Consider the following 23,429-nt stretch of genomic DNA (forward strand, 5'->3'; position numbering starts at 1 on the left):
AATATGTTCAAAATATTTTAAAATCATAATGTAAGCGTTATCATATACAAAAGGTTTTTAGAGGGAGGATTAGTAAAATGAAAAAATATTTAGTCTTCATTACTTTATTTGTGTTAAGTGTTGTTTTAACAGCGTGTGGTGGTGATAAAGAAGCCGATGGAAGTTCAGGTGGTGAATCAGATGGTGATGCACAACCTATTGTGTTTGGTACTGGTGGCACATCAGGAACCTATTATCCAATTGGTGGGGCGTTAAAGCCAATCTTTGAAGAAAGTGATTATATTAGTAATGTTACGGTTGAATCCACTGGAGCATCTGTAGCAAACATTCAAAATATCCAAGATGGCTTAAACCAAATGACAATTATTATGAGTGATGTAGCTTACGATGCGATTGAAGGAACTGGGCAATTTGAAGGGAATAAAGTAGATGTTCAAGCAATGGCAGGAATGTATCAAAACGTTGTACAGGTTGTAGCAATGAAAGATAGTGGAATTAAAACGATAGAAGATTTAGAAGGAAAACGAGTGGGTGTTGGTAAGGTAGGTTCTGGCGTTGAACAAAGTGCACAAAAGGTATTAGAAACCATTGATTTAACGTATGATGATCTTGCAAAAGTAACACATACAGGTTATGCAGATAGTGTGCAGGAAATGAAAAACGGAAATTTAGATGCTGCATTTTTCACATCCGGTGTCCCTAATAGCAACATAACCGATATCATGCAACAAAACGATATCGTATTTGTAGAAATTAAAGACGATGTTGCTACAAAGTTAATGGATAAATATCCATTCTATAAAGCGTTTACCATTCCAGCTGGGGATAAAGCAATGTACAATTTAGATCAAGAAGTAAATACAGTAGGGATTCAAAACATAATCACGGTTTCTTCTGAATTAAGCAAGGACGCTGTATATGACCTTACAAAACGTTATTATGATTATCTAGGTAGTGAAGAAGTATCCATTAGCGCATTAAAGCAACTAAATCGAGACGAAATAGCGAAAGGGTTAGTTGTACCACTTCATCCTGGTGCAAAAAAATTCTATGAAGAAAAAGGATTATTGGAGTAAGGATTCAGGCTAATGCCTTTTTTTAAAAAAATAATCACGATTATAATAACTATTCTGTTTTGTTTAAGTTTATTGTTCTTTCCAGTTCAGGCTCTAACTGTATCAAATGAAAATCAATTTTCCTATGCTTTTTTATTAAATAACAATTCTTTTTCTATACACTGGATTCATTCAGTGGAAAAGGAAGAGTGGGTAGAGAATTTTAATGTTCATGGTAATGTAATCAATCTTGATTCGACCAAATTTAAAACATTTGGTGCTGGAGTACCGTCCTGGTCGGAGGAACCTACTGTTATAAAGGATGGTTGGGTATATATGGATATTGAACGGGAAATCGGTCAGGAGCTTGTCATTCGAACAGTTCCAATTAATAACTATCAAGTGGAATTCGATAACGATTTGTATCCATTAATGCCAAGTGATTTCGCTTATAAAATAGAAGCTAAAAAGACACCATTCATAAATGTTGTATGGACTTATTTGAAGAAATTGTGAGGTGAAGCAATGAAAAATAAGACAAATGTAGAAGAATTGGATCGTGAAGGTAATGTTCGAACGAATTATCCGAAAATCATCGGCATCATAATCACCGTCACAGCAGCTGGTCTTGGGTTGTTTCATCTCTATACATCTTATGCCGGATCACTAGTAGACGTCAAACAACGTAGTATCCATTTGTATGTCTTGATGCTTTTAGGATTTTTACTCTATCCGATTATCAAAAAACGTAAGAAAAAGAAAATACCACTATATGATTATCTTTTGGCTGGAGTTTCATTAGCACTTGGGATATACATGCTGTTTACAGCAACCCGGATTATTGAGTCTGGTGGACAAATAAATCGGATAGATATGTATGTTGGTGTTCTAGTTTTAATTTTGTTATTGGAAATTACCAGGCGTGTTACAGGTTGGGGGCTAACCATTCTAGCATTAGGATTTCTAGTCTATGGCTTTTACGTAAAATTATCAATTTATCCAGAATTAACAACACCTGTTATCATGAATGTATCAGAAGGAATAATCTCCCATTTAATATTTATTACAGAGGGGATATTAGGTACAGCAATCGGTGTGTCAGCAAGTTATATTGTTCTATTTATTTTGTTTGGTGCGTTTCTTGGTAAATCCGGAATGGGACAAATGTTTAATGAACTTGCGATGGCTGTTGCCGGTCACACAAAAGGTGGTCCTGCAAAAGTTGCGGTACTCGCTAGTGGCTTCTTAGGCTCCATTAATGGATCGGCAATTGCAAACGTTGTTACGACGGGAGCTTTTACGATTCCATTAATGAAAAAAGTCGGCTATAACAAAAATTTTGCTGGAGCAGTTGAATCAGCAGCTAGTGTTGGTGGCCAAATTCTACCACCAATTATGGGTGCAGCAGCCTTTATAATGGCTGAGAATCTTGGCCTTCCATATACAACAATAATATTAGCTGGAATTATACCAGCATTGTTATACTATATCGGAATCTTACTACAGGTTCATATTCGAGCATCCAAGCTTGGACTAAAGGGATTAAACAAGAGTGAGTTGCCTACAGTTAAAGAAGTACTTGCAAAGCGCGGACACCTTTTGATTCCAATGGTTATATTACTGTACTTGTTATTCTCAGGGAAAACACCATTTTATGCAGCATTCTGGTCGATCATTTCAACGATTCTTATTACTGGGACAGGAAGAATGCTTGCAGTAGGAACGGTTATTTCTGTCTTTTTAATTCTTGAACCGCAAGTAAGAGCGCTCTTAAGTGGGGCGGCAATACCGAATTTACGAGGAAACTGGCTGGAGCTTACTGTAATTGTTATACTCCCGGTAATCATAAATTTAATCCGGAAAAAAGTTAAGCTTAAGGCAGAGGAAATAGGTGTTAAAGACTTCGTTGGAGCATTAGAAGATGGGATACGAACGACAATCCCTGTAGCAGTTGCTTGTGGAGCTGTCGGCATTATTGTGGGGATTTCCACACTAACTGGAGTAGCACTTGAAATTGCAAGTTCAATTGTAAGTATTGGGGAAATGATCAACAGCCCGCTTGTTCAGTTGCTCATCACGTTACTATTAACGATGGTTGCATCGATTATTTTAGGAATGGGTTTACCAAGTATTCCAACTTATATTATTACGAGTACCATGGCTGCACCGATTCTGCTTCAGCTTCCATTGTTTAGGGAACTAGCAGGAAGCGGTGAAACAGCAATATTTGTTGCCCATATGTTTGTTTTTTACTTTGGAATTTTTGCAAACATAACGCCTCCGGTTGCTCTGGCTGCCTTTGCAGGTTCTGGTATTAGTGGTGGTGATCCAATGCGAACAGGATTTGCAGCAATGAAACTAGCGATCGCAGGATTTATTGTTCCTTTTATGTTTGTATTTTCTAATGAAATGCTAATGATTGATGCTAACCTAGGAAATGTACTCATGATTACACTCACATCATTAATGGGAGTATTTCTATTATCCATTGCAGCTGAAGGATATTTTAAAAAGACAGTTGGCTGGTACTTGAGAGTGCTGGCTGGTGCTGGAGCATTATTACTTATATATCCTGGATTATGGACAGATTTAACAGGGTTAGTTATATTACTAATAGTTGTTGGACTAAGTATTGGGAAGAAGAAAATGGATATTAGGGAGTCGGTGGCTAGGTAAGATAGGAATATCTCATTGACATCCCACAGTCACCCCTATATAATTAATCGAGTAAAATGGATTAAAATCATATCCGTTAAAATAACGGGAGAGGTTCTTAGCTTTTAACCCTCTATAAAAAACTAAGGACAGATGATGCGATTATGAGACCATGTGCCTTAGCGCATGGTTTTTTTGTGTTTAAAAAGTGTGTGAGGAGGGATTTAGTTGGCAGGTAGACGAGATGATGAATTAACAGATATTACGCTTTTGGGGAGCCAAGGAACTGCATATGCCTTTGATTATACTCCCGAAGTGTTAGAAACATTTGATAATAAACACCCCAACAGGGATTATTTTGTTAAATTTAACTGTCCTGAGTTTACGACATTGTGTCCGAAAACGTATCAGCCAGATTTTGGTACAGTATATATTAGTTATATTCCTGATGAAAAAATGGTGGAAAGTAAATCACTGAAACTATATTTATTTAGCTTTAGAAATCATGGAGATTTTCATGAAGACAGCATGAATATTATCATGAACGATCTAATAGAATTAATGGATCCGCGTTATATTGAAGTGTGGGGGAAATTCACACCACGCGGGGGAATATCAATTGATCCATACTGTAATTATGGAAAGCCTGGAACTAAATTTGAACAAATGGCTGATCATCGCATGATGAACCATGATATGTATCCAGAGAAAGTAGATAATCGCTAAATAGTATGCATTTTTTTTAAAATTGAGGGTTAGCTATGTTCCTTTTCTTAGTCAAAGGAAGAGGATTTTATGTTTATATATTTAAACGCGTTATTTGTAGGACTACTATTACTATCTAATATTTTGGGAGTTAAGTTGTTCAGCATCGGAGAATTTATTTTACCAGCAGCAGTTGTTGTCTATGTGGTAACTTATTTGGTTACGGATGTAATTGGTGAAGTTTACGGCAAGGAAGCAGCAAGAAAAACTGTTCAGGCGGGATTTGTAACACAGGTTTTTGCATTAATTTTTATCTACATTGCCATTCAGCTTCCTGCAGCACCAGTATTCGGTGCGCAGGCGGAATTCGAACAGATCCTAGGAGGAAGCTTCCGAGTAATTCTGGCCAGCCTGATTTCGTATATTGCCAGCCAAAATATTGATGTATCGATTTTTCACCGCCTAAAAGAGAAGCATGGGGAGCAGAAACTGTGGCTCCGAAACAATGTATCTACGATGACAAGCCAGTTAGTAGATACTACACTATTTATAAGCATTGCATTTTGGGGGACTGTCCCGACAACTGTTTTACTAGGAATGATTCTGACGCAGTATGTATTTAAGTTCTTGATTGCCTTGGTTGATACTCCGTTTGCGTATTTGCTGGTAAGGATTGCAAGGAAATCGGAGAGGAAAGCAGCTTTATAATTACGCATACTATTGGAGGTGTTCAATAAGGAACATCTCCTTTTCAATATGGGAAATATTATATTAAGATAATAAAGGGATAAATTAAATCGAACTACTAGTTAGGGGCTCATTATATGAAATCATTGGTCAATTTTTCGTTAAGACTATCCATTTCTTTCTATGCCATTTTACATTTTGTTACTTATTTCTATGAAAATAGGATTTTACTTACATTATTGTCCATTAGCGGATTCGGTATTTTGTTATTTGCCATTATGACACGTACAGTTAATAAAATGAAATTACCGTTTTTACTTTTTCTTACAGGAGTCGTGATTTTGATTTTTTCCAGTTCTCCGATTATTGATGGGGTGTTGAACGGATTTTTGCAAATGCGAAATATGGTTGGATTATTAGTAGTTGTTCCAATGATAAGCTGGGTGTTGAAGGAAGAAGCATATATGGAATCAATTATTAGTTTCAGCCATAAAATTCTAAATACAAGTCGTAAGTTTTATTTTGGGATGATTTCGTTTACGCAGATTATTGCCTACTTCTTAAATTTTGGTTCTATTCCAATGATGTATCAATTTGCGAATATGATTTTAAAGGACGAGAAGGGTGAGGCTTGGGAAAATTTTAAAGGGACTGCGCTGTTACGGGGATTTGCACTTTCAACTTTGTGGGTGGTAAGTATTCCGAGTTTTGCATTTGTAGTAGAAACGATGCATGCTTCGCTCTGGATTTCTATTTTACAAGGATTAGGATTGTCCTTTGGCGGGGTTATTGTTGCAGTTATTTTCTCTCGTTATGAGGAAAAACGGTATGGTGTGGATTTAACTGCTGGATTACAGAATGAGATTGATGAAGTACTTCGAAATGCAACGAATAAGGGTCAAATAAAACGTAATGTAGTTGAGTTTGTGATATTATTTGTTACATTATTTGGCTCCATTTTTATTCTACATTATTTTGTGGCTGTCGAGCTTTTGTTTCTAATTCCTTTAGTTGTTTTAGTGTGGATACTTGCATTTTATGTTGTTAAAAAAAGACCTCATAAATTATGGAAGGAAGCAAGAGTCTATGTCGGGAAGGGTATGATTCATCAATCCTACCAGCTTTCTGTGATGTTAGGGGCTGGAATGATGATTTCTGCACTAAATCAGACAGATTTTGCCTCAATCGTTATAGATAGTATTTATACATTAAAGGAGACATTGCCACTTATAAATGTATTATACTTCCTTCCGTTTATGGTGATTATTTTAGGATTTTTTGGTCTTGGACCATTGACTGTTATGGTTTTAGTTGGAGGGATATTAGGAAGTCTTGAGTTGCCATATCCACCTGAATTAATTGTACTAACAGTGACATCTGGAAGTGCTATTTCTATTCTGTTATCACCATTGATAATGCCTATTATTGCGCTGAGTGGTGTTAATGGTTTGGGTGGATTTAAAAATGGGATTAAGTTTAACTGGAAATATGCAGCTGTCATTTATGTTGTAGTGCAAGTTTACGTGCAGGTCAGAGTTACGTTTACGTCGTAATTCAATTTACTAGAAGAAATTACCCTTGCAATCTAGTTAAAAGTCTAGTATAGTAATTTCATAATTTAATAGTAAACCTCAGATCGGTGAGGTAGAGGTGCAGATTATATGAGTATTCAACAGGAGAATGACACCTGTGATTGTTGATGAAAGGATTGTTTGCCGAAGCGTAATAAGGGTCGAACTTATTATTGCTGGTATATCTTTGAATAAGAGGTATACTGTCATGCATCGTTTGTGTATGGAGAACTACTGATCGAAATGGAGGATAACGTATATTGTAAAACAATGATAGGTTATTTTCTGTCGTTGTTTTTTTGTATATAAAAAAGAATGTTCAGCTTTCTGGATGGATATTTTTTTACATACATTAGAATGAACCGCGGATCATCTCTACAATATCACCTCTTTTCATCTACTATCCATGCACTCCCTTAAATCAAGGGGGTGTTTTTGTTTTTATTTGGCAATTATATTTGGACAACTCTCTAACGTAAAAGGAGATTTTTAAAATGAGAAAAATCTATACAAATGGAAAGATTTACACGTTTGATCAATCTAACCCGTATGTTCAAGCGGTGGTAGTTGAAAATGGTCGTTTTATTGATATGGGAACGACTGAGGGAATGCTGCTGCAATGGGGGAACTCAACAAGTGAAGCTGTTGATTTGAATGGGAAAACAGTTACCCCAGGCTTAACGGATAGCCACCTTCACCTATCGATGATTGCGAATAAATTTCTGATTTTAGACTTAACTGGTGTAACGTCCAAACAGGAAATGTTAGAGAAAATACGCACGAAAGCAAATACCATCCAGCCAGGTGATTGGTTATTAGGTACAGGATGGGATGAAAATCTTTTTACGGATGGATCGATTCCTACCATTACAGAATTGGATTTTGTTACACCACACTGTCCGTTATTTTTAACAAGAATATGTAGTCATGCTCATCTTGTTAATACGAAAGCGTTAGAAATTTGTCAGTATCATCCATCGATTACGATTCCTGAAGGTGGGTCAATTGTTTTAGATGAAGTAACCAAATCACCAACCGGGCTAGTACTTGAATCGGCTTCCGAGCTTATCAAAAGGTATATACCAGAAAGATCTTACGATGAACTGAAATATGCAATGCGAAAGGCAATCCATTTTGCGATGGAAAAAGGGTTAACAAGTGTTCATACAAATGATCCGCTTTATTTAGGTGGTCTTAATCAGACATACCAAATTTATAATGAATTACTGAATCAGGAGAAGCTTGGTCTAAGATGTAATTTATTAATTAACCATGAGTTCCTTGACGATTTAAAAGAAAACGGAATGTACGCTGGTTATGGAAATGAAACCCTGCAAATTGGAGCTGTTAAAATTTTTGCTGATGGAGCTTTCGGAAGAAGAACTGCTTTGTTGTCAGAGCCTTATAATGATGCGCCTGGTGAATATGGTGAAGCGATGTATGATCAAAATGCTCTTTATGAAATAGTATGCAGAGCACGAGAGCTTTCGATGCCAATTGCTGTTCATACAATCGGTGATAAAGCCGTGGAAAATGTGTTGGATGTATTAGATAAATTCCCAACAGTTGCACATCGTGACAGAATCATTCACGTTCAGGTTTTACGGGAGGAACTTATTAATCGTTTAGCAAATCCAAGCAGAATTGCAGATATTCAACCAAGGTTTATTGTCGGAGATTTTCCATGGGTGCAGGAGCGACTCGGAGAAAAACGAATCGAGCTAGCTTATGCATGGAAAACGTTAATGGATTCAGGTGTTATTTGTGCGGGTGGATCGGATTCTCCAGTTGAACCAGTTGATCCATTACTAGGCATTCATGCTGCAGTAACAAGAAAAGCACCTGGACAAAATCACGGTTGGAACGAACAAGAAAAATTGTCAATGCATGACGCTTTCAAATTGTTTACAAAATTGGGTGCTTATCCAACAAATGAAGAGACAGTTAAAGGCACTATTTCTAGAGGAAAGCTAGCTGATATGACCGTTTATTCACGAAATCCTTTTGAGATGAAAGATGCGGATGAATTGTTGGATACTGATATTGAAATGACTATTATCGGTGGAGAAATTAAATATCAAAAAGGAATGGCTAGTCTAAAATAAGAGAGAGGTATACTGATGGGAAAAATACTACAAGAAATTACAGCATTTTTATGGGGACTGCCACTTATTTTGACGATTGTTTTCGTCGGCTTATACTTTACAGTCGGGAGTAAATTTTTTCAGTTCGCCTATTTACCACATATTTTAAAACAAACATTTTTAAAAATATTTAAGAGGAAAGACACTGATAACGGATCTAAAGGGATTCTTTCATCCTTTGAAGCGGTCAGTACCGCGATTGGTGGTTCTGTTGGTGTTGCAAACATTGGTGGTGTCGCAACAGCTATTGCCGTCGGAGGTCCAGGAGCGGTATTTTGGATGTGGGTATGTGCACTCATTGGCATGATTATCAAAACTGTTGAAGTAACACTTTCTGTCTATTATCGAAACACAGATGAGAATGGCGATCCATATGGCGGACCTACGTACTATATGGAGAAAGGACTTGGGGAAGAACGAAAGTTTAAATACTGGATAATTCCTGCTGCCATCTTTGGATTTTGTATTTTTGGACCTTTTTTCTTTACGCTACAAAATTACACGATTTCAGAAGCGGTAAGTTCTACATTTAATATAGGGATGATGCCAGCATCTATTATTTTCATGATTTTTCTATATGGAATTATTTACGGGGGGATTAAGCGTATTGGTAATATAGCATCAAAACTTGTTCCTTTTATGGTGCTGTTTTATGTCATCTGTGGTATTTATATTATTTTGCGTAACTTTACGGAAATCGGTCATGTATTTTCATTAATTTTTTCAGGAGCGTTTGGTGGAACAGCAGCAGTAGGAGGTTTTACTGGAGCAGCTGTTGCCCAGGTTATTCGAATGGGAATGGCAAGGTCTGTATATAGTAATGAAGCTGGTTGGGGGACATCACCTATGGTTCATTCAACAGCAAAAGTAAAACATCCAGTAGAGCAAGGGATCTGGGGAGCATTTGAAGTATTCATCGATACGATTATCGTATGTTCGATCACTGCGTTTACCATTATTATTACAGGAAAATGGTCATCAGGATTATCGGGAGCCGAGTTGACGCTATCTGCCTTTGAAGTTGGTATTGGGGAAACTGGTAGAATCATTATTGCCATTTCTATATTCTTATTTGGCTTGACGACTGTCAGTGGATGGTTCTTATATTATGAAATTATCCTTCGTCATCTCTTGAAAAATAGAACTATAAAACTAAAAAACAGATTCCTTAAATTTTTTAACTGGCTTTACCCAATTCCGGGTACATTAATGGTTATTTATGCTGTTAGCTATGGTTTACCAGGGCAATCTGTCTGGTATTTTGGAGATATCACATCTGCCATACCAACCTTTATTAATGTGATTGTCATTCTATTTTTAAGTAAAAAATTCTTTGAACTTCTTAAGGATTATAAAGCAAGGTATCTAGGAATTGGCCAAGTTGACCCGGATTTTGTACTTTTTTATGAGGACAAGGATAAACCGCCAAGGAAGAAAGATGCAATATAAATCAATTTCATAAGATATCATTCCTTGACTAGTCGCTTGAACGTTTATTCTTAAAAGGATGGAAACTTGGTTAAATATTAAAATATAAATTTTCTGAAAAATAGTTGACCACAATTGTAATTTTTGCTAAATTAATACTAATAAGATTTTAACTAACTGCTAAATCTAATTGACTCTACTGATGAAGTGGAGCAGACCCTTAGATCAAAACCAGTTATATTGACGGGAGTATGCTCTTTATTACCTTCTGTCCATATTGCTGGTTTTTTTGTATTAGAAATAGAAACCAAAGTTAAAAGGAGGAGTCACGGTGGAAAACTTAATCGAATTGGACAGAAAGCATTTTATTCACCCTACGTCATCAATACAGCAACAGCAAGCCGATGGAGCAAAGGTAATAATGGAAAAAGGTGATGGGATTTACTTAACAGACAAGAATGGAAGCGTATACATTGATGCAATGTCATCGCTTTGGAACGTTAATATTGGACATGGAAGCGAGGAGTTAGCAGAAGCTGCAGCAGAACAAATAAAAAAATTAGCATTCAGTTCGACATTTTCAACATTTAGCCATGAACCTGCTATTAAACTAGCTGCAAAAATTGCATCACTTGCCCCCGCTGGATTAAACGCTGTCTTTTTTACCTCTGGTGGATCAGAATCTAATGATTCTGCAGTTAAATTAGTGCGTCATTATTGGAAAATACAAGGGCAACCGGAACGAAGAAAAGTTATTGCATTGAAACGTGGGTATCATGGTGTCGCTGCTGCTTCCACTAGTGTGACAGGGATTCCCGAATTTTGGGAAATGGCTGGTCACATGATGACAGACGTTACCCATGCAGATACTCCATACGGAAGTAATACTGAAAAAGCAATTACATCACTACGATATACAATTGAGGAAGAGGGTCCAGAAACAATTGCAGCATTCATAGCTGAACCTGTACAAGGTGCTGGTGGTGTGTTAGTTCCTCCTGCAGATTATTTTAAGAAAATTCGACAAGTTTGTGATGAATACGGTATTTTGTTTATTGCTGATGAAGTCATTACTGGATTCGGTCGAACAGGTAAAATGTTTGGTATGGAAAATTGGGGTGTAATACCTGATATGATGACATTTGCTAAAGGTGTTACGAGCGGTTATATTCCACTCGGTGGTGTAGTGGTATCGGACCATATCCATGAGATATTGAAGGAAAGGTCCGTTGGTACACTTTTTCACGGTTTTACGTATAGTGGGCATCCAACTGCTACAGCGGTAGCATTGAAGAACATAGAAATTATAGAGAAGGAAGGTCTTGTGGAAAACTCTCAGAAAATGGGTGAGGAATTGCTGAAAGGCTTCCAACAAATGAAACAGGAATTAGATATTGTGGGGGATGTCAGAACTATTGGACTTCTTGGTGCAGTTGAACTTGTTCAGGAACCTAAGACAAATAAGCGATTTCCGGCAGATTTAAAAGTTGCTTCGAAAGTGATTGAAGCTTTACATGAAAGAGGAGTTATATGCAGGGCTGTCACGTATGAAAGCACAGATATTATTTGTTTTGCTCCACCACTCATTATTAATCAAACACAGATTAAAACAGTGGTAGAGAAAATGTACGATGCTGTGCTGTCTGTTCAGAAACAGCTAAGCGTTAAAAAATAGTTTTATGTAGAGTGAGGGGCTTAGCCACCTCTTATTCTAATTTTTTAGAATCCCCTAAAATAGACATACAATCAATAGATTCCTAAATATAATTAGTAAAAAGGAGAAATTACGGCAATAATTTTCGGAATAGTTAGTAATTTATAGTTCTGCCAAAATCGATTGGAGGGAAAAAGGTGAATAATGATCAAAAATTGTTAAAAATCTTAGGTAACAAAGAGGTACTGGCACTTGCATTTGGTGCAATGATCGGCTGGGGATGGGTTGTAACAACTGGTTTATGGATTACAGAGGCAGGATCACTTGGGGCGATTCTTGCTTTTGCAATTGGTGGTACGTTGGTTATATTTGTTGGCCTGACGTATGCGGAATTGTCTTCTGCTCTTCCACTTGCTGGAGGGGAACACGTCTATACGTACAAGGCGATGGGAAGAACAGCATCGTTTATAGCAACATGGGCAATTATTCTTGGTTATATATCTGTGGTAGCGTTTGAAGCAGTTGCACTTCCGACAGTTTTTGAATATTTAATTCCAAATTACAGTCAAGGCTATTTGTATACGATAGCAGGATGGGATGTCACGGCAACTTGGGCTGGTGTTGGTATGGTAGGATCTATTCTTATCACGTGGATTAATTATCGGGGAATTAAGTTTTCCACTTCGATTATGTTTATTCTTACACTATTGATTGCTATTGCAGGTATTTTATTAATTAGTGGGAGTACGGTTGGAGGAAACGTACAAAATATGCAACCGTTATTTGAAAAAGGAATTGCTGGAATATTAACGGTTATTATTATGACTCCATTTATGTTTGTAGGATTCGATGTCATTCCGCAGGCTGCAGAGGAAATTAATCTGCCACAAAAGAAAATTGGACAATTATTAATCTTTTCTGTATTACTAGCAGTTGTTTGGTATATCGCTGTTATTTTTGGTGTTTCACGAATACTGAGTCCTGCTGATATTGGTGAGTCCAATCTGGTAACAGCCGATGCGATGGCAAAGGCTTTTGGTGATAGCCAAATGATGGGTAATATTCTTGTTCTTGGAGGTATTGGAGGTATATTGACGAGTTGGATTGGGTTTTATGTGGGAGGAAGCCGCGCAATTTATGCTCTTGCCAATGCAGGTATGCTACCGAAAAGTTTAGGGGAATTACATCCGAAATATAAAACACCACATAAGGCAATTTTATTAATTGGTTTATTTTCCACCGTTGCACCATTACTGGGGCGACCAGCACTTGTTTGGTTAGTTGATGCTGGCGGACTTGGACTCGTAGTTGCTTGGTTAATGGTCGCTATATCTTTTATTATATTGCGTAAGAAAGCTCCCAATATGAAACGTCCATTTAAACTTCCTGGCGGTACGGTAATTGGTTGGGTTGCAGTTGTAATGGCAGCAGGGGTATCACTTCTTTACATGCCGGGGATGCCTTCAGCACTTGTTTGGCCTTATGAGTGGGCAATTGTAGGATTATGGGCTGTTCTAGGTATAATCCTGTATAAAGTTTCTATGGCTAAGTACGGTAAAGCGTATGCAGATGAATACATGAAAAAAGAAATTGATCGTGTTGCTTAGGTTACAGTGATTAAAACGAAACAAGGACCTTAAAATAGAGGTCCTTGTTTCGTTTTAAAGTTAAAGAATAAAAATTTAAAATAGTTAAAATAATTATTGACTTTCAAAAATACCTTGAATTATAATGAAAATAAGTATATTGTCGACAATCGACAAAATACTAATATGTTCCAATTATCGTTATTTATGCATTCAATGTATAAAGACCCTTAGGACAATGGGGTTCACACTTCTATCCATCACCAGCCTACCATTGTCCATTTATCCTACTATATCATTTGTCATTACAGATACCACACAAACTAGTAAAATCCATAATAAGTCATTTCAGCAGAATAGAAAATTTTTCATCAATGAAAGACGTAAAACTTCATAGTAATAAGTAAGTATTTCTGAAATTTTAGTTAAATTAAGTACGAGGGGAAGGGATGTTTATGTTAACATTTCCTATTTCAGAGTTTAAAGAGAGATTGACCAAGACAAAGCAGCGTATGGCTGACTCTGGGATCGATGTCCTGCTGGTAACAGATCCAGCGAATATGAACTATTTGACAGGATATGATGCGTGGTCATTTTACGTTCATCAATTACTGATTGTTATGATTGATGAGGAGCAACCGATTTGGGTTGGACGTGGCCAGGATGAAAGTGCGGCAATCCATACAACGTGGCTTGAGGCAGACCATATACTCCCCTATGCGGATAATTATGTACAATCAACGGTTAGACACCCAATGGACTTTGTGTGTGATTTATTAAAAGAGAGAAAACGTGATAAGCAAACAATCGCTGTGGAACTTGATGCGTATTATTTTACTGCAAAGTGTTACATGCGATTAACTGAAGGGTTACCAAACGCAACATTTAAAGATGGTACAAATATGGTTAACTGGGTTCGGATCATCAAGTCTGATAAAGAAATAGAGTATATAAAGCATGCTGCGAAAATTGCGGAAAAGGCGATGCAGGTTGCTTTTGATACGATAAATGAAGGAGTTCGGGAATGTGATGTTGTTGCAGGCATAGCTCACGCTCAAATAAGCGGTACTGAAGATTTTGGAGGTGATTACCCTGCAATCGTTCCACTACTACCTACTGGTGAAAAGACTTCTGCATGTCATTTAACATGGACCGATGAAAGATTTAAACAAGGTGATCCGGTTATTATTGAACTTGCTGGTTGCTATAAACGTTATCATTCACCGATTGCTAGAACAGCAATTATTGGGATGCCGACGGAGGAAATGCAATTCGTTTCTGATGTTGTTATTGAAGGAATAAATACAACATTAGATGCTGTTAGACCAGGCATGACATGTGAAGAGCTTGAACTGGTTTGGCGAAAGGTCATCGAAAAGAGTGGAATTAAGAAAGAGTCTCGTATGGGCTATTCCATGGGTCTTAATTATCCACCTGATTGGGGTGAGCATACGGCTAGTCTTAGACCAGGAGACAGAACAATTTTGCAGCCAAATATGACATTCCATTTAATTCCGGGGATTTGGATGGAGAACATGGGTGTTGAAATTAGTGAATCGTTTCGAGTGACAGAAACCGGTTGTGATATTCTAGCTGACTTTCCACGTGAACTATTGGTTAAACCTAATATTCGGTTGGCTTAATACGTGTGGAAGGAGAAATCACTCTCTGATGATAAGTTTTCCGGCACGCGTACGATGGTGAGGTGTAATTGCTGAATAGGGTACACCAAATGAGTATTTGGACATTCTGAGAATGAAAGGCTAGGTAGTTTCTCAGGCGACGATTTATAAGATAAGTACTCGGGGGCGGCTAACAAAGTCAACGTTCACATTAGAAAAACAGCCCTACAGGATGTATCAGACCTGTCAGGACTGTTTTTTTATTTGTGCATTTCCCATACACTAGAATCAATCAAATTCGGTGGCTTTTCTCCGTTCAATCCGGCTTCTAAGTTTATGGCGGCAAGCTTAGACATTTCCAATTCGGTCTCATGTGTAGAGGATCCGATATGTGGGGTTGAAACAACATTTTTCATCTTCAACAGTGGATTACCGGGATCAATCGGTTCTTTTTCAAAAACGTCTAACCCAGCTCCAGCAATCGCACCAGCCTTCAGTGCATCGATTAGATCTTGCTCCACAACTGTTTTTCCACGGGAACCATTAATAAAAATAGCTGATTTTTTCATCAGTTGAAATTCACGTTTTCCAATAAGCCCCTCAGTTTCTGGTGTCAACGGTGTAATCAGACAAATAAAATCGGATTCGCTCAGTAGTTCATTAAGCTCACAATAGGTTGCCGCAAATTTTTCCTCCACACTGGGTTTTTGTGTACGGCTATGATATAGAATGTCCATATCAAATCCAAAGTGTGCACGTTTGGCGATTGCCTGACCAATTCTTCCCATGCCTATAATACCTAATTTCTTATGGTGAACATTAGTGCCAAATTGATCTGGTTCGACTGCTTCTGATGTCCATTCACCGTTTTTTACAAATTGGTCGAGTTCTGGAATACGTCTGGCAGTAGCAATGAGAATACCAAAAACGGTATCGGCTACTGTATCAGTAAGAACGCCGGGGGTATTTGTTGCCATAATGTTTCGCCTTTTTAATTCATCCAAATTTAAATTGTTGTAACCGACAGAGACATTGCTAACTATTTTTAGATTTGGTGCCTGGTCTAAAAGCTCACGATCAACAACCAGTTCCAATCCAATAATTCCTTCTGCTTGACTCAAATGTTTCAAAAAAACAGGATCCTTTTTTGTATCAATGTTTTTAAAAAATTCTACATCATATCTTTTCTGTAAATCCTCTAATACAGGTTTTTCCACACGGTTGTATGCAATAACTTTTTTCTTCATTATACATTCCCCGTTTCTTTTAGTATCGTAAAACACCTATCCTAAAAATAGTCACAATTTATTTGGATGTCAACAAAAAAATATAAAATTTTAAATTGTTAAAATAATGATTGACAATCAAAATAGTCTGAATTATGATGAAGATAAGATAATGTCGATTGTCGACAAAAGATGAAGTTGCATTCAGTGAGGGCTCTTTTAAGCTGAAAGTTAGCTAAATGAATAGGATATTTATGGCAGTTAACCTCACTTACATCGTCTTCTATTTTCTATGTTCATGCGAGGTTTTACCGCCCGTTATTGCGGAATTAACTAGTAATGAAATAAAGAAAGGGGGGGTTGCATATGGATGAGGATAGTATTATTTTACAAAAACCATTAAGCCAGCTTATTGCAGATCAATTAAAGAGAAGGATATGGAATAAAGAGATTCAGTTTGGTGAACGATTACTTGAAACCGATCTAGCCGAAAAATATGATGTTAGCCGAAGTACGATACGCGAGGCGTTAAAAATTCTTGAAATTGAGGAACTGGTCATTAGCCAAGCACGAAAGGGTACCTACGTTGCTGATTTCACACAGCAGGATTTAGATGAAATTATTGAATTGCGTACATTGATTGAGGCTAAAGCGTTTAAGCATGCAATTTTCCGTCTGGAAGAAAAACATTTTCAAGATCTTGAGGAAATTATAAATCAAATGAAGGTTAAGGTAGACAAAAAAGATTGGAATGAACTGTTTGATCTCGATATGAAATTCCATAGTTATGTTGTTAATTTATGTGGCAATTCTCGTATTATTAAAATCTATGATTCACTGCAAGTACAAATACGAACGTTTCTTATGCATCTGGATCAGTATTATTCTAGTTATCAATCATTTTACAATGAACATAAAGAATTGCTTCAGGCACTAGCATCTAAAGACGTTCAGATTGTTAACGAAAGAGTTAAAAACCACATTGAATATGTTGAGGAGAAATTGTTAGGTGTTGGAGCGGATCAAAAAGCTTTGGAAATAGAGGAGGTTTAATAAAATGAACAAAAAGTTTGCAAAAGTTCAAACTGAATTGCCTGGTCCAAAGGCAAGAAAATTACTCGATCGCAGGCATGATATTGTACCACATGGCGTTAGTTATGGAATCCCGACATTTGTAGAATCTGCCAAGGGTGCACTGCTTGAGGATATTGATGGTAATCATTTTATTGATTTTGCCGGAGCGATTGGGTGTATCAATGTCGGGCATAGCCACGATACAGTGGTAAATGCGTTACATGACCAAGTTGATCGTTATATTCACACTGGATTCAATGTCATGATGTACGATCCGTATATTGAATTTGCTGAAAAAGTAGCTGCACTTGCTCCTGGAAAGTTTAAAAAGAAAGTAATGTTTTTAAACAGTGGAGCTGAAGCTATTGAAAATGCGGTGAAAATTGCTAGAAAATATACGAATCGGCAGGCAATCGTTTCATTCTCTGGTGGGTTTCATGGACGTACGTTGATGGGGATGTCGTTAACGGGGAAGGTAAAACCGTTTAAATATGAGTATGGTCCTTTTGCCCCAGAGGTTTATCATGCACCCTTCCCTTACAATTATCGGCGTCCTGATTCGATGACCGATGATGCGTATACTGAATTTTTATTAAAACAAGTGGAAGACTTTTTTATTAGTGAAGTTGATCCAAGTCAGGTAGCTGCGTTTATTATGGAGCCAATACAAGGAGAAAGTGGCTTTATCATCCCAGATAAAGCATTTGTTCAAGGTGTTTATGAATTATGTAAAGCACATGGAATCTTGTTCATAGCTGATGAAATTCAAACAGGTTTTGGTCGTACGGGTAAATACTTTGCAATGGAACATTATGGTGTGGAGCCTGACCTAATTACGATTTCAAAATCAATGGCAGCTGGCCTCCCGATTAGTGGTGTAATCGGCCGGGAAGAAGTCATGGATAAGGCACGTCCTGGTGAATTGGGTGGTACGTATTGTGGAAGTCCACTCGGATGCCGTGCAGGACTCGCAGTATTGGAAATTATGGAGAAAGAGCGTCTTAACGAACGTGCGGACGTTATTGGTCAACGCATCATGGATAAATTTAAGAATTTGTACGATCGATTTGACGAGATTGGTGATTACAGAGGACTTGGAGCAATGTGTGCGCTTGAGTTTGTAGAAGACCGTGTGAGCAAAACACCTGCAAAAGAATTGAGCAACCAGATTTTGCAAGAAGCACATAGCCGTGGGGTAATTGCACTTAAAGCTGGTGTTTATGATAATGTGATTCGCTTGCTAATGCCATTGGTAATCTCAGATGAACAGCTTGAAGAAGGGTTGTATATTTTAGAGGAATCCATTGAAGCGGTTCTAGTTGGGATTGCAAGTAATTAGATTGATAGAACAGTTTCTGAAATAAACGCTTGGAGATCGGAGTGAAGTGAAAATGAATGAAGTTAACACTACAAATTATTTAATGAGTATAAACGGTGAATGGGTTGGTAAAGAACTTGATACATTGGAAGTAGTTAACCCAGCCAACGGCCAAATTGTTGGTACCGTACCAAACGGCAGGGAAAGAGAAGCTGCACAGGCAATCGAGGCTGCACATGAAGCCTTCCTCACGTGGTCACAAACAACTGCATATGAACGAGCCGGTTATTTAAAGCGTTTATACCAGCTTATGTTAGATAATCAGGAAGAATTAGCGCAACTAATGACCATGGAAATGGGTAAGCCGATTCGTGAATCAAGAGGAGAAGTAAAGTACGCTGCTTCCTTTATCGAATGGTTTGCTGAGGAAGGCAAGCGTGTTTACGGTGAAACGATTCCTTCACACGCATCAAACAAGCGCTTACAGGTATGGAAGAAGCCTATTGGTGTTGTTGCCGCGATTACGCCTTGGAATTTTCCAGCAGCAATGTTGACCCGGAAAATGGGTCCAGCATTAGCTGCGGGATGTACCGTAATAATGAAACCATCAGGTGAAAGTCCTTTATCAGCTGTTAAATTGATGGAGTTATGTGAAGAGGCTGGATTTCCAAAAGGTGTCGTTAACCTAGTCACAGGCTCTTCATCCAAAATCGCTAAGGCAATTATGAACGATGCAAGAGTTCGTAAAATTACGTTTACCGGTTCGACTGAAGTTGGAAAAATTTTAATCCGGCAAAGTGCGGATCAGGTAAAACGATTGTCATTAGAGCTTGGTGGGCATGCACCGTTAATTGTTCTTGATGATGCAAACGTTGATCTGGCAGTTAAAGGTGTGATGGCTTCTAAATTTAGAAATGCTGGTCAGACATGTATTTGTGCAAACCGTATTTATGTTCAAGCGGGTATTTATGATGAATTTGTTGAAAAATTTGCTAAAGCAGTTGAACAATTAAAGGTTGGTAATGGAGCGAGTGAATCTGTTGATATTGGTCCATTAATCAATCAGGCTGGTTTGGATAAAGTGAACGATCATGTACAAGATGCAATAACAAAAGGTGCGTCAATCGTAATTGGAGGAGAGCCGATTACAAAAGACGGTGGAGTTTTCTATGCCCCTACCGTAATCAAAGATGTAGATCAATCGATGGTTGTGATGCAGGAAGAAACATTTGGTCCGGTAGCTCCTGTTCAAAAAATAGCATCTGAAGAAGAAGCAGTTAAATTAGCTAATGATACACCATACGGTTTAGCTGCCTACGTTTTTACAGAAAATGTTGCAAGGGGAACCCGGGTAATTGAGCAATTGAATTTTGGGATAGTTGGTTGGAATGATGGAGCTCCATCAGCTGCACAAGTTCCTTTTGGTGGAATGAAAGAGAGCGGTATTGGTCGTGAAGGCGGACATGAAGGAATCGATGCTTTTGTAGAGTCGCAATACGTTTCAATTGGGTTAGAGTAAATTGCAGAAAGGATTGTGATCTTGTTGAAAGAGGTTATCCAAACGGCGAATGCACCTAAACCAAGTGGACCATACTCACAAGGCGTTAAAGCTGGCCAATTTATCTTTGTGTCAGGAATGGATGGCGTTCATCCGGATGGAGAATTGGCGGGAGAAACAATTGCATCACAAGCAGCAGCGAGTTTGGAAAATATTAAAAATGTTTTAGCGGAAAAAGGTGCAAAGCTATCCGACATTGTTCAAATTTCATGTCATTTATCGGAATTAAATCAAGAGAATGTTAATGAATTCAATAAGGTTTATGCAACATATTTTGAAGATGTCGAGGTAAAACCAGCGCGAATTACCGTTGGTAGTCAGCTGCTAGGAGTAAAGGTAGAAATTACTGCTATTGCTTCCGTAAATTAATCTCGTGGAAGGGAGTTGATCGAATGGACTCCCATCTTTTTAAGAGGAGGCATGGATGTGGATACGAAAACTAAAGCAATGCTGTTACGGTCGAATGAGATGGCGGAACAGTTGGTTGCATGGCGGCGAAAACTCCACAAGTACCCTGAATTGAGCTTTCAAGAAGTGGAAACAGCTCGATTTGTTGCTAAGAGTTTGAAGGAAATACCTGGTATGCGTGTTGAAGAGGGGGTAGGATATCCAACAGCAGTTGTTGGAACGCTTTCGTCTGGTTCTGGTCCTACTATTGCTATTCGAGCCGATATCGATGCCCTACCTATTCAAGAGGAAAATGATCATGATTATAGATCCAATAATAAAGGTGTGATGCATGCGTGTGGACATGATGCACATACAACGATCGGATTAGGAGTTGCTCATCTGCTAGGGGAAAGTTTTCAAAATGAGGAAATTAAGGGAACGGTGAAATTTTTGTTTCAGCCTGCTGAAGAAATGGCAAATGAGTTCGGCTCAACAGGTGCTCCGTACATGATTCAAGCGGGTGCATTAGATGATGTAGATTGTACAATTGCACTTCATATGAGCCCGGAAAATCAGCTTGGTGAGGTTCAGGTTCATGATGGTTATAGCATGGCCAATGTGGATGTGTTTGAAGCAAAAGTATATGGAACAGGCGGTCATGGAGCATATCCTCATCTTGGTACAGATCCGGTATGGATGCTCGGTCCAGTGTTACAGGCATTACATGGGATTGTAGCACGACGAATATCACCTTTAGATCCTGCTGTGATTAGTGTTGGAAGTATTCAAAGTGGATCTGCTAGCAATGTTATTCCATCTGAATTAGCAGTGAAAGGAACCATCCGTAGCTATCACCCTGATGTCCGAAAGTTACTGCATGCTGAATTAGAAAAGGCTTTTTCATTGGTCAAGGCCTTGGACGGTGAATATGAATTAACGATAACCCCAGAAGATCCTTCACTAAAAAATGATCCAGCGGTTAATAGATTAATTAAAGCAACGATCAAAGATTTTTATCCGCACTACACGGTGTTGGAAACCCCTTTTGGATTAGGAGGAGAAGACTTTGCCCATATGACACAGGTTATACCGGGAGCCATGTTTTTTCTTGGTTGTGCAGTTGGTGACGATAAGATACGAGATTTGCATACACCACATTTTGATATAGATGAAAGGGTATTGCCCGTTGGAGTCTCTATTTTAGCAGAATCTGCACGACGTTTTTTGATGGAAGCGGACGCGCGATAATCTGAGGAGAGAGCGCAGTCTTTCGTGATTGCGTGCAATAACAAGAAGTGACCGCGCAATCTCCCGAGAGAAGCGTGCAATAAAGTGAAACAACCGCGCGAACCCCGGGATAGCGCGCAATAACGAGCATAAAGCGTGCAAACTCCCAAGAGAAGCGTGCGATAACATGAGTAAGGCGCGCAATCTTCCGGGAGAATCGTGCAATAACAAGAAGTGACCGCGCAATCTCCCGAGAGAAGCGTGCAATAAAGTGAAAAAACCGCGCAAACTCCGGGACAGTGCACAATAACGAGAATAAAACGCGCAATCCCTGGAGAGAAGAGCGCAATAACATGAATAAAGCGTGCAATCATTCAAAAGAAGAGCGCAATAACGAGAAAAAAGCGTGCAAACTCTCAAACTAAGCGTGCAAAAACAATAATCAACCGCCCAAACTTAGGGGAGGATCACGTATTAAATAGTCAAATGAATAAATAGCAACAGGGGGGAATAGAATGGCAGAAAAACCTGTTGTCCTGCGTGATGTTTGGGAGGCTCGGAAGCGGATTTCTTCAATAGTACAGAAATCTCCTTTAATTTATTCCCCTGCATTATCCGAATTTACAGGGACTTCCGTTCATTTAAAGCTGGAAAATTTAAATGTAAGTGGTTCGTTTAAAATTAGAGGTGCAACAAACAAGATTTTAAGTTTGACACCAGAAGAACGGCAGCGTGGTGTGACGACATTCTCAACTGGTAATTTTGGGATGAGTGTAGCGTATGTTGCTCGAAAACTAGGAATTAATGCAACGATTTGTATTTCAAACCGGGTTCCAAAAGCGAAAGTGGATGCGCTACAGCGTTCAGGGGCACAAATAGAAATTTGTGGTGTGTCCCAGGATGATGCTGAGAAGCGTAGTTATCAGTTGGAACGGGAACAGGGTCTCACTGTTATTCATCCATTTGACGATCCATATATTATTGCGGGGCAAGGAACAATTGGTTTGGAGTTACTGGATGATTTACCTGAAGTGGATACTGTAATTGGAGGACTATCTGGTGGTGGCTTGCATTCCGGGTTAGGAATTGCTTTAAAATCAACCGATCTAGGGATTCAGGTTATTGGACTATCAACGGCACAAGGGGCAACGATGTATGAGAGTATCCAAGCGGGAAAGCCGGTTATAATCGAGGAACAGGATACGTTGGCTGATAGTTTGCTAGGTGGGATCGGACTTAACAATCAATATACATTTGATATGGTTCAGCATTATGTTGATGACATTCTTTTATTGGATGAGGATGAGATTGCTGAAGGGATGGCATTTATGCTTGATAAACATCGGATGGTAATTGAGGGTGCAGCTGCTTCTGGAATTGGAGCTATTTTACATCATAAGGTTCGATTAGGCTCGCATGTTGTAGTTGTCGTCAGTGGTGGAAGTGTTGATACATCCGTCATAATGGATATAGCAGAGAAGTATATTTCCAATATCCCGGAATAATCAGGGGAGGTTTTTGTGTTGAAT

At 38.4% G+C, this 23,429-nt stretch carries 18 protein-coding genes and 2 riboswitches; of the genes, 17 read left to right on the forward strand and 1 reads right to left on the reverse strand.

Going from position 1 to position 23,429, the window contains the following annotated elements:
• Positions 1-77: 77 nt before the first annotated feature.
• From CS937_RS17480 to CS937_RS17530, 11 genes are all read left to right on the forward strand, one after another.
• A complete protein-coding gene (locus tag CS937_RS17480) occupies positions 78-1,076 on the forward strand; it encodes a TAXI family TRAP transporter solute-binding subunit (protein WP_099159750.1) in 999 nt (332 codons plus the stop codon).
• A 12-nt stretch (positions 1,077-1,088) separates the two neighbouring features.
• Positions 1,089-1,571: a DUF1850 domain-containing protein gene (locus CS937_RS17485; RefSeq protein WP_099159751.1), complete on the forward strand. Its 483-nt coding sequence runs from the start codon at positions 1,089-1,091 to the stop codon at positions 1,569-1,571.
• A gap of 9 nt (positions 1,572-1,580) precedes the next feature.
• Positions 1,581-3,731, forward strand: coding sequence for a TRAP transporter permease (locus CS937_RS17490; protein WP_099159752.1), 2,151 nt, complete (start codon positions 1,581-1,583; stop codon positions 3,729-3,731).
• Between the two features lie 84 nt (positions 3,732-3,815).
• Positions 3,816-3,863, forward strand: a riboswitch (PreQ1 riboswitch).
• 75 nt (positions 3,864-3,938) lie between these two features.
• A complete protein-coding gene (gene queF / locus CS937_RS17495; protein ID WP_099159753.1) occupies positions 3,939-4,436 on the forward strand; it encodes a preQ(1) synthase in 498 nt (165 codons plus the stop codon).
• A 69-nt stretch (positions 4,437-4,505) separates the two neighbouring features.
• The gene (locus CS937_RS17500; RefSeq protein WP_099159754.1) at positions 4,506-5,123 is read left to right on the forward strand and encodes a queuosine precursor transporter; all 618 of its coding nucleotides are present in this window, start codon (positions 4,506-4,508) and stop codon (positions 5,121-5,123) included.
• Positions 5,124-5,239: 116 nt separating this feature from the next.
• On the forward strand, positions 5,240-6,655 hold the full coding sequence (locus CS937_RS17505) for a hypothetical protein (RefSeq protein ID WP_099159755.1): 1,416 nt from the start codon (positions 5,240-5,242) through the stop codon (positions 6,653-6,655).
• Positions 6,656-6,739: 84 nt separating this feature from the next.
• Positions 6,740-6,915, forward strand: a riboswitch (Lysine riboswitch).
• 252 nt (positions 6,916-7,167) lie between these two features.
• Positions 7,168-8,778, forward strand: coding sequence for an amidohydrolase (locus CS937_RS17510; protein ID WP_099159756.1), 1,611 nt, complete (start codon positions 7,168-7,170; stop codon positions 8,776-8,778).
• A 15-nt stretch (positions 8,779-8,793) separates the two neighbouring features.
• The gene (locus tag CS937_RS17515) at positions 8,794-10,266 is read left to right on the forward strand and encodes an alanine/glycine:cation symporter family protein (protein WP_099159757.1); all 1,473 of its coding nucleotides are present in this window, start codon (positions 8,794-8,796) and stop codon (positions 10,264-10,266) included.
• Between the two features lie 310 nt (positions 10,267-10,576).
• Positions 10,577-11,920 (forward strand): aminotransferase family protein, encoded by a 1,344-nt coding sequence (locus tag CS937_RS17520; protein WP_099159758.1) that lies wholly within the window; start codon positions 10,577-10,579, stop codon positions 11,918-11,920.
• A 176-nt stretch (positions 11,921-12,096) separates the two neighbouring features.
• The gene (locus tag CS937_RS17525) at positions 12,097-13,506 is read left to right on the forward strand and encodes an APC family permease (protein ID WP_099159759.1); all 1,410 of its coding nucleotides are present in this window, start codon (positions 12,097-12,099) and stop codon (positions 13,504-13,506) included.
• Positions 13,507-13,940: 434 nt separating this feature from the next.
• A complete protein-coding gene (locus tag CS937_RS17530) occupies positions 13,941-15,128 on the forward strand; it encodes a M24 family metallopeptidase (protein ID WP_099159760.1) in 1,188 nt (395 codons plus the stop codon).
• A gap of 239 nt (positions 15,129-15,367) precedes the next feature.
• Here CS937_RS17530 and CS937_RS17535 read toward each other — a convergent pair whose 3' ends face one another.
• On the reverse strand, positions 15,368-16,354 hold the full coding sequence (locus tag CS937_RS17535; RefSeq protein WP_099159761.1) for a 2-hydroxyacid dehydrogenase: 987 nt from the start codon (positions 16,352-16,354) through the stop codon (positions 15,368-15,370).
• Positions 16,355-16,699: 345 nt separating this feature from the next.
• Between CS937_RS17535 and CS937_RS17540 the strand changes: the two genes are divergently transcribed.
• The 6 genes from CS937_RS17540 (at position 16,700) to eutB (ending at position 23,405) form a co-directional block, all read left to right on the forward strand.
• Positions 16,700-17,386 carry a GntR family transcriptional regulator gene (locus CS937_RS17540; protein WP_099159762.1) on the forward strand — a complete coding sequence of 229 codons (687 nt, stop codon included), beginning with the start codon at positions 16,700-16,702 and terminating at the stop codon, positions 17,384-17,386.
• 4 nt (positions 17,387-17,390) lie between these two features.
• Entirely contained in the window at positions 17,391-18,746 is a 1,356-nt protein-coding gene (gene gabT, locus CS937_RS17545; RefSeq protein WP_099159763.1) for a 4-aminobutyrate--2-oxoglutarate transaminase, read from the forward strand.
• A 52-nt stretch (positions 18,747-18,798) separates the two neighbouring features.
• Positions 18,799-20,244: an NAD-dependent succinate-semialdehyde dehydrogenase gene (locus CS937_RS17550; RefSeq protein ID WP_176555873.1), complete on the forward strand. Its 1,446-nt coding sequence runs from the start codon at positions 18,799-18,801 to the stop codon at positions 20,242-20,244.
• Positions 20,245-20,265: 21 nt separating this feature from the next.
• The gene (locus tag CS937_RS17555) at positions 20,266-20,652 is read left to right on the forward strand and encodes a Rid family hydrolase (protein ID WP_245835790.1); all 387 of its coding nucleotides are present in this window, start codon (positions 20,266-20,268) and stop codon (positions 20,650-20,652) included.
• A gap of 57 nt (positions 20,653-20,709) precedes the next feature.
• Complete coding sequence (locus tag CS937_RS17560) at positions 20,710-21,921, forward strand: M20 metallopeptidase family protein (protein ID WP_425445478.1); 1,212 nt, start codon at positions 20,710-20,712, stop codon at positions 21,919-21,921.
• Positions 21,922-22,415: 494 nt separating this feature from the next.
• On the forward strand, positions 22,416-23,405 hold the full coding sequence (gene eutB / locus CS937_RS17565; protein WP_099159765.1) for a hydroxyectoine utilization dehydratase EutB: 990 nt from the start codon (positions 22,416-22,418) through the stop codon (positions 23,403-23,405).
• Positions 23,406-23,429: the final 24 nt, after the last annotated feature.

Origin of the sequence: Virgibacillus ndiopensis (assembly GCF_900187325.1) — a bacterium.
GTDB classification, from domain to species: domain Bacteria; phylum Bacillota; class Bacilli; order Bacillales; family Amphibacillaceae; genus Virgibacillus_E; species Virgibacillus_E ndiopensis.

Coding starts and splice junctions, on each gene's coding strand:
- CS937_RS17480 (WP_099159750.1), top strand. CDS start 78: ATGAAAAAATATTTAGTCTTCATTACTTTATTTGTGTTAAGTGTTGTT.
- CS937_RS17485 (WP_099159751.1), top strand. CDS start 1,089: ATGCCTTTTTTTAAAAAAATAATCACGATTATAATAACTATTCTGTTT.
- CS937_RS17490 (WP_099159752.1), top strand. CDS start 1,581: ATGAAAAATAAGACAAATGTAGAAGAATTGGATCGTGAAGGTAATGTT.
- CS937_RS17500 (WP_099159754.1), top strand. CDS start 4,506: ATGTTTATATATTTAAACGCGTTATTTGTAGGACTACTATTACTATCT.
- CS937_RS17505 (WP_099159755.1), top strand. CDS start 5,240: ATGAAATCATTGGTCAATTTTTCGTTAAGACTATCCATTTCTTTCTAT.
- CS937_RS17510 (WP_099159756.1), top strand. CDS start 7,168: ATGAGAAAAATCTATACAAATGGAAAGATTTACACGTTTGATCAATCT.
- CS937_RS17515 (WP_099159757.1), top strand. CDS start 8,794: ATGGGAAAAATACTACAAGAAATTACAGCATTTTTATGGGGACTGCCA.
- CS937_RS17530 (WP_099159760.1), top strand. CDS start 13,941: ATGTTAACATTTCCTATTTCAGAGTTTAAAGAGAGATTGACCAAGACA.
- CS937_RS17535 (WP_099159761.1), bottom strand. CDS start 16,354: ATGAAGAAAAAAGTTATTGCATACAACCGTGTGGAAAAACCTGTATTA.
- CS937_RS17540 (WP_099159762.1), top strand. CDS start 16,700: ATGGATGAGGATAGTATTATTTTACAAAAACCATTAAGCCAGCTTATT.
- gabT (WP_099159763.1), top strand. CDS start 17,391: ATGAACAAAAAGTTTGCAAAAGTTCAAACTGAATTGCCTGGTCCAAAG.
- CS937_RS17550 (WP_176555873.1), top strand. CDS start 18,799: ATGAATGAAGTTAACACTACAAATTATTTAATGAGTATAAACGGTGAA.
- eutB (WP_099159765.1), top strand. CDS start 22,416: ATGGCAGAAAAACCTGTTGTCCTGCGTGATGTTTGGGAGGCTCGGAAG.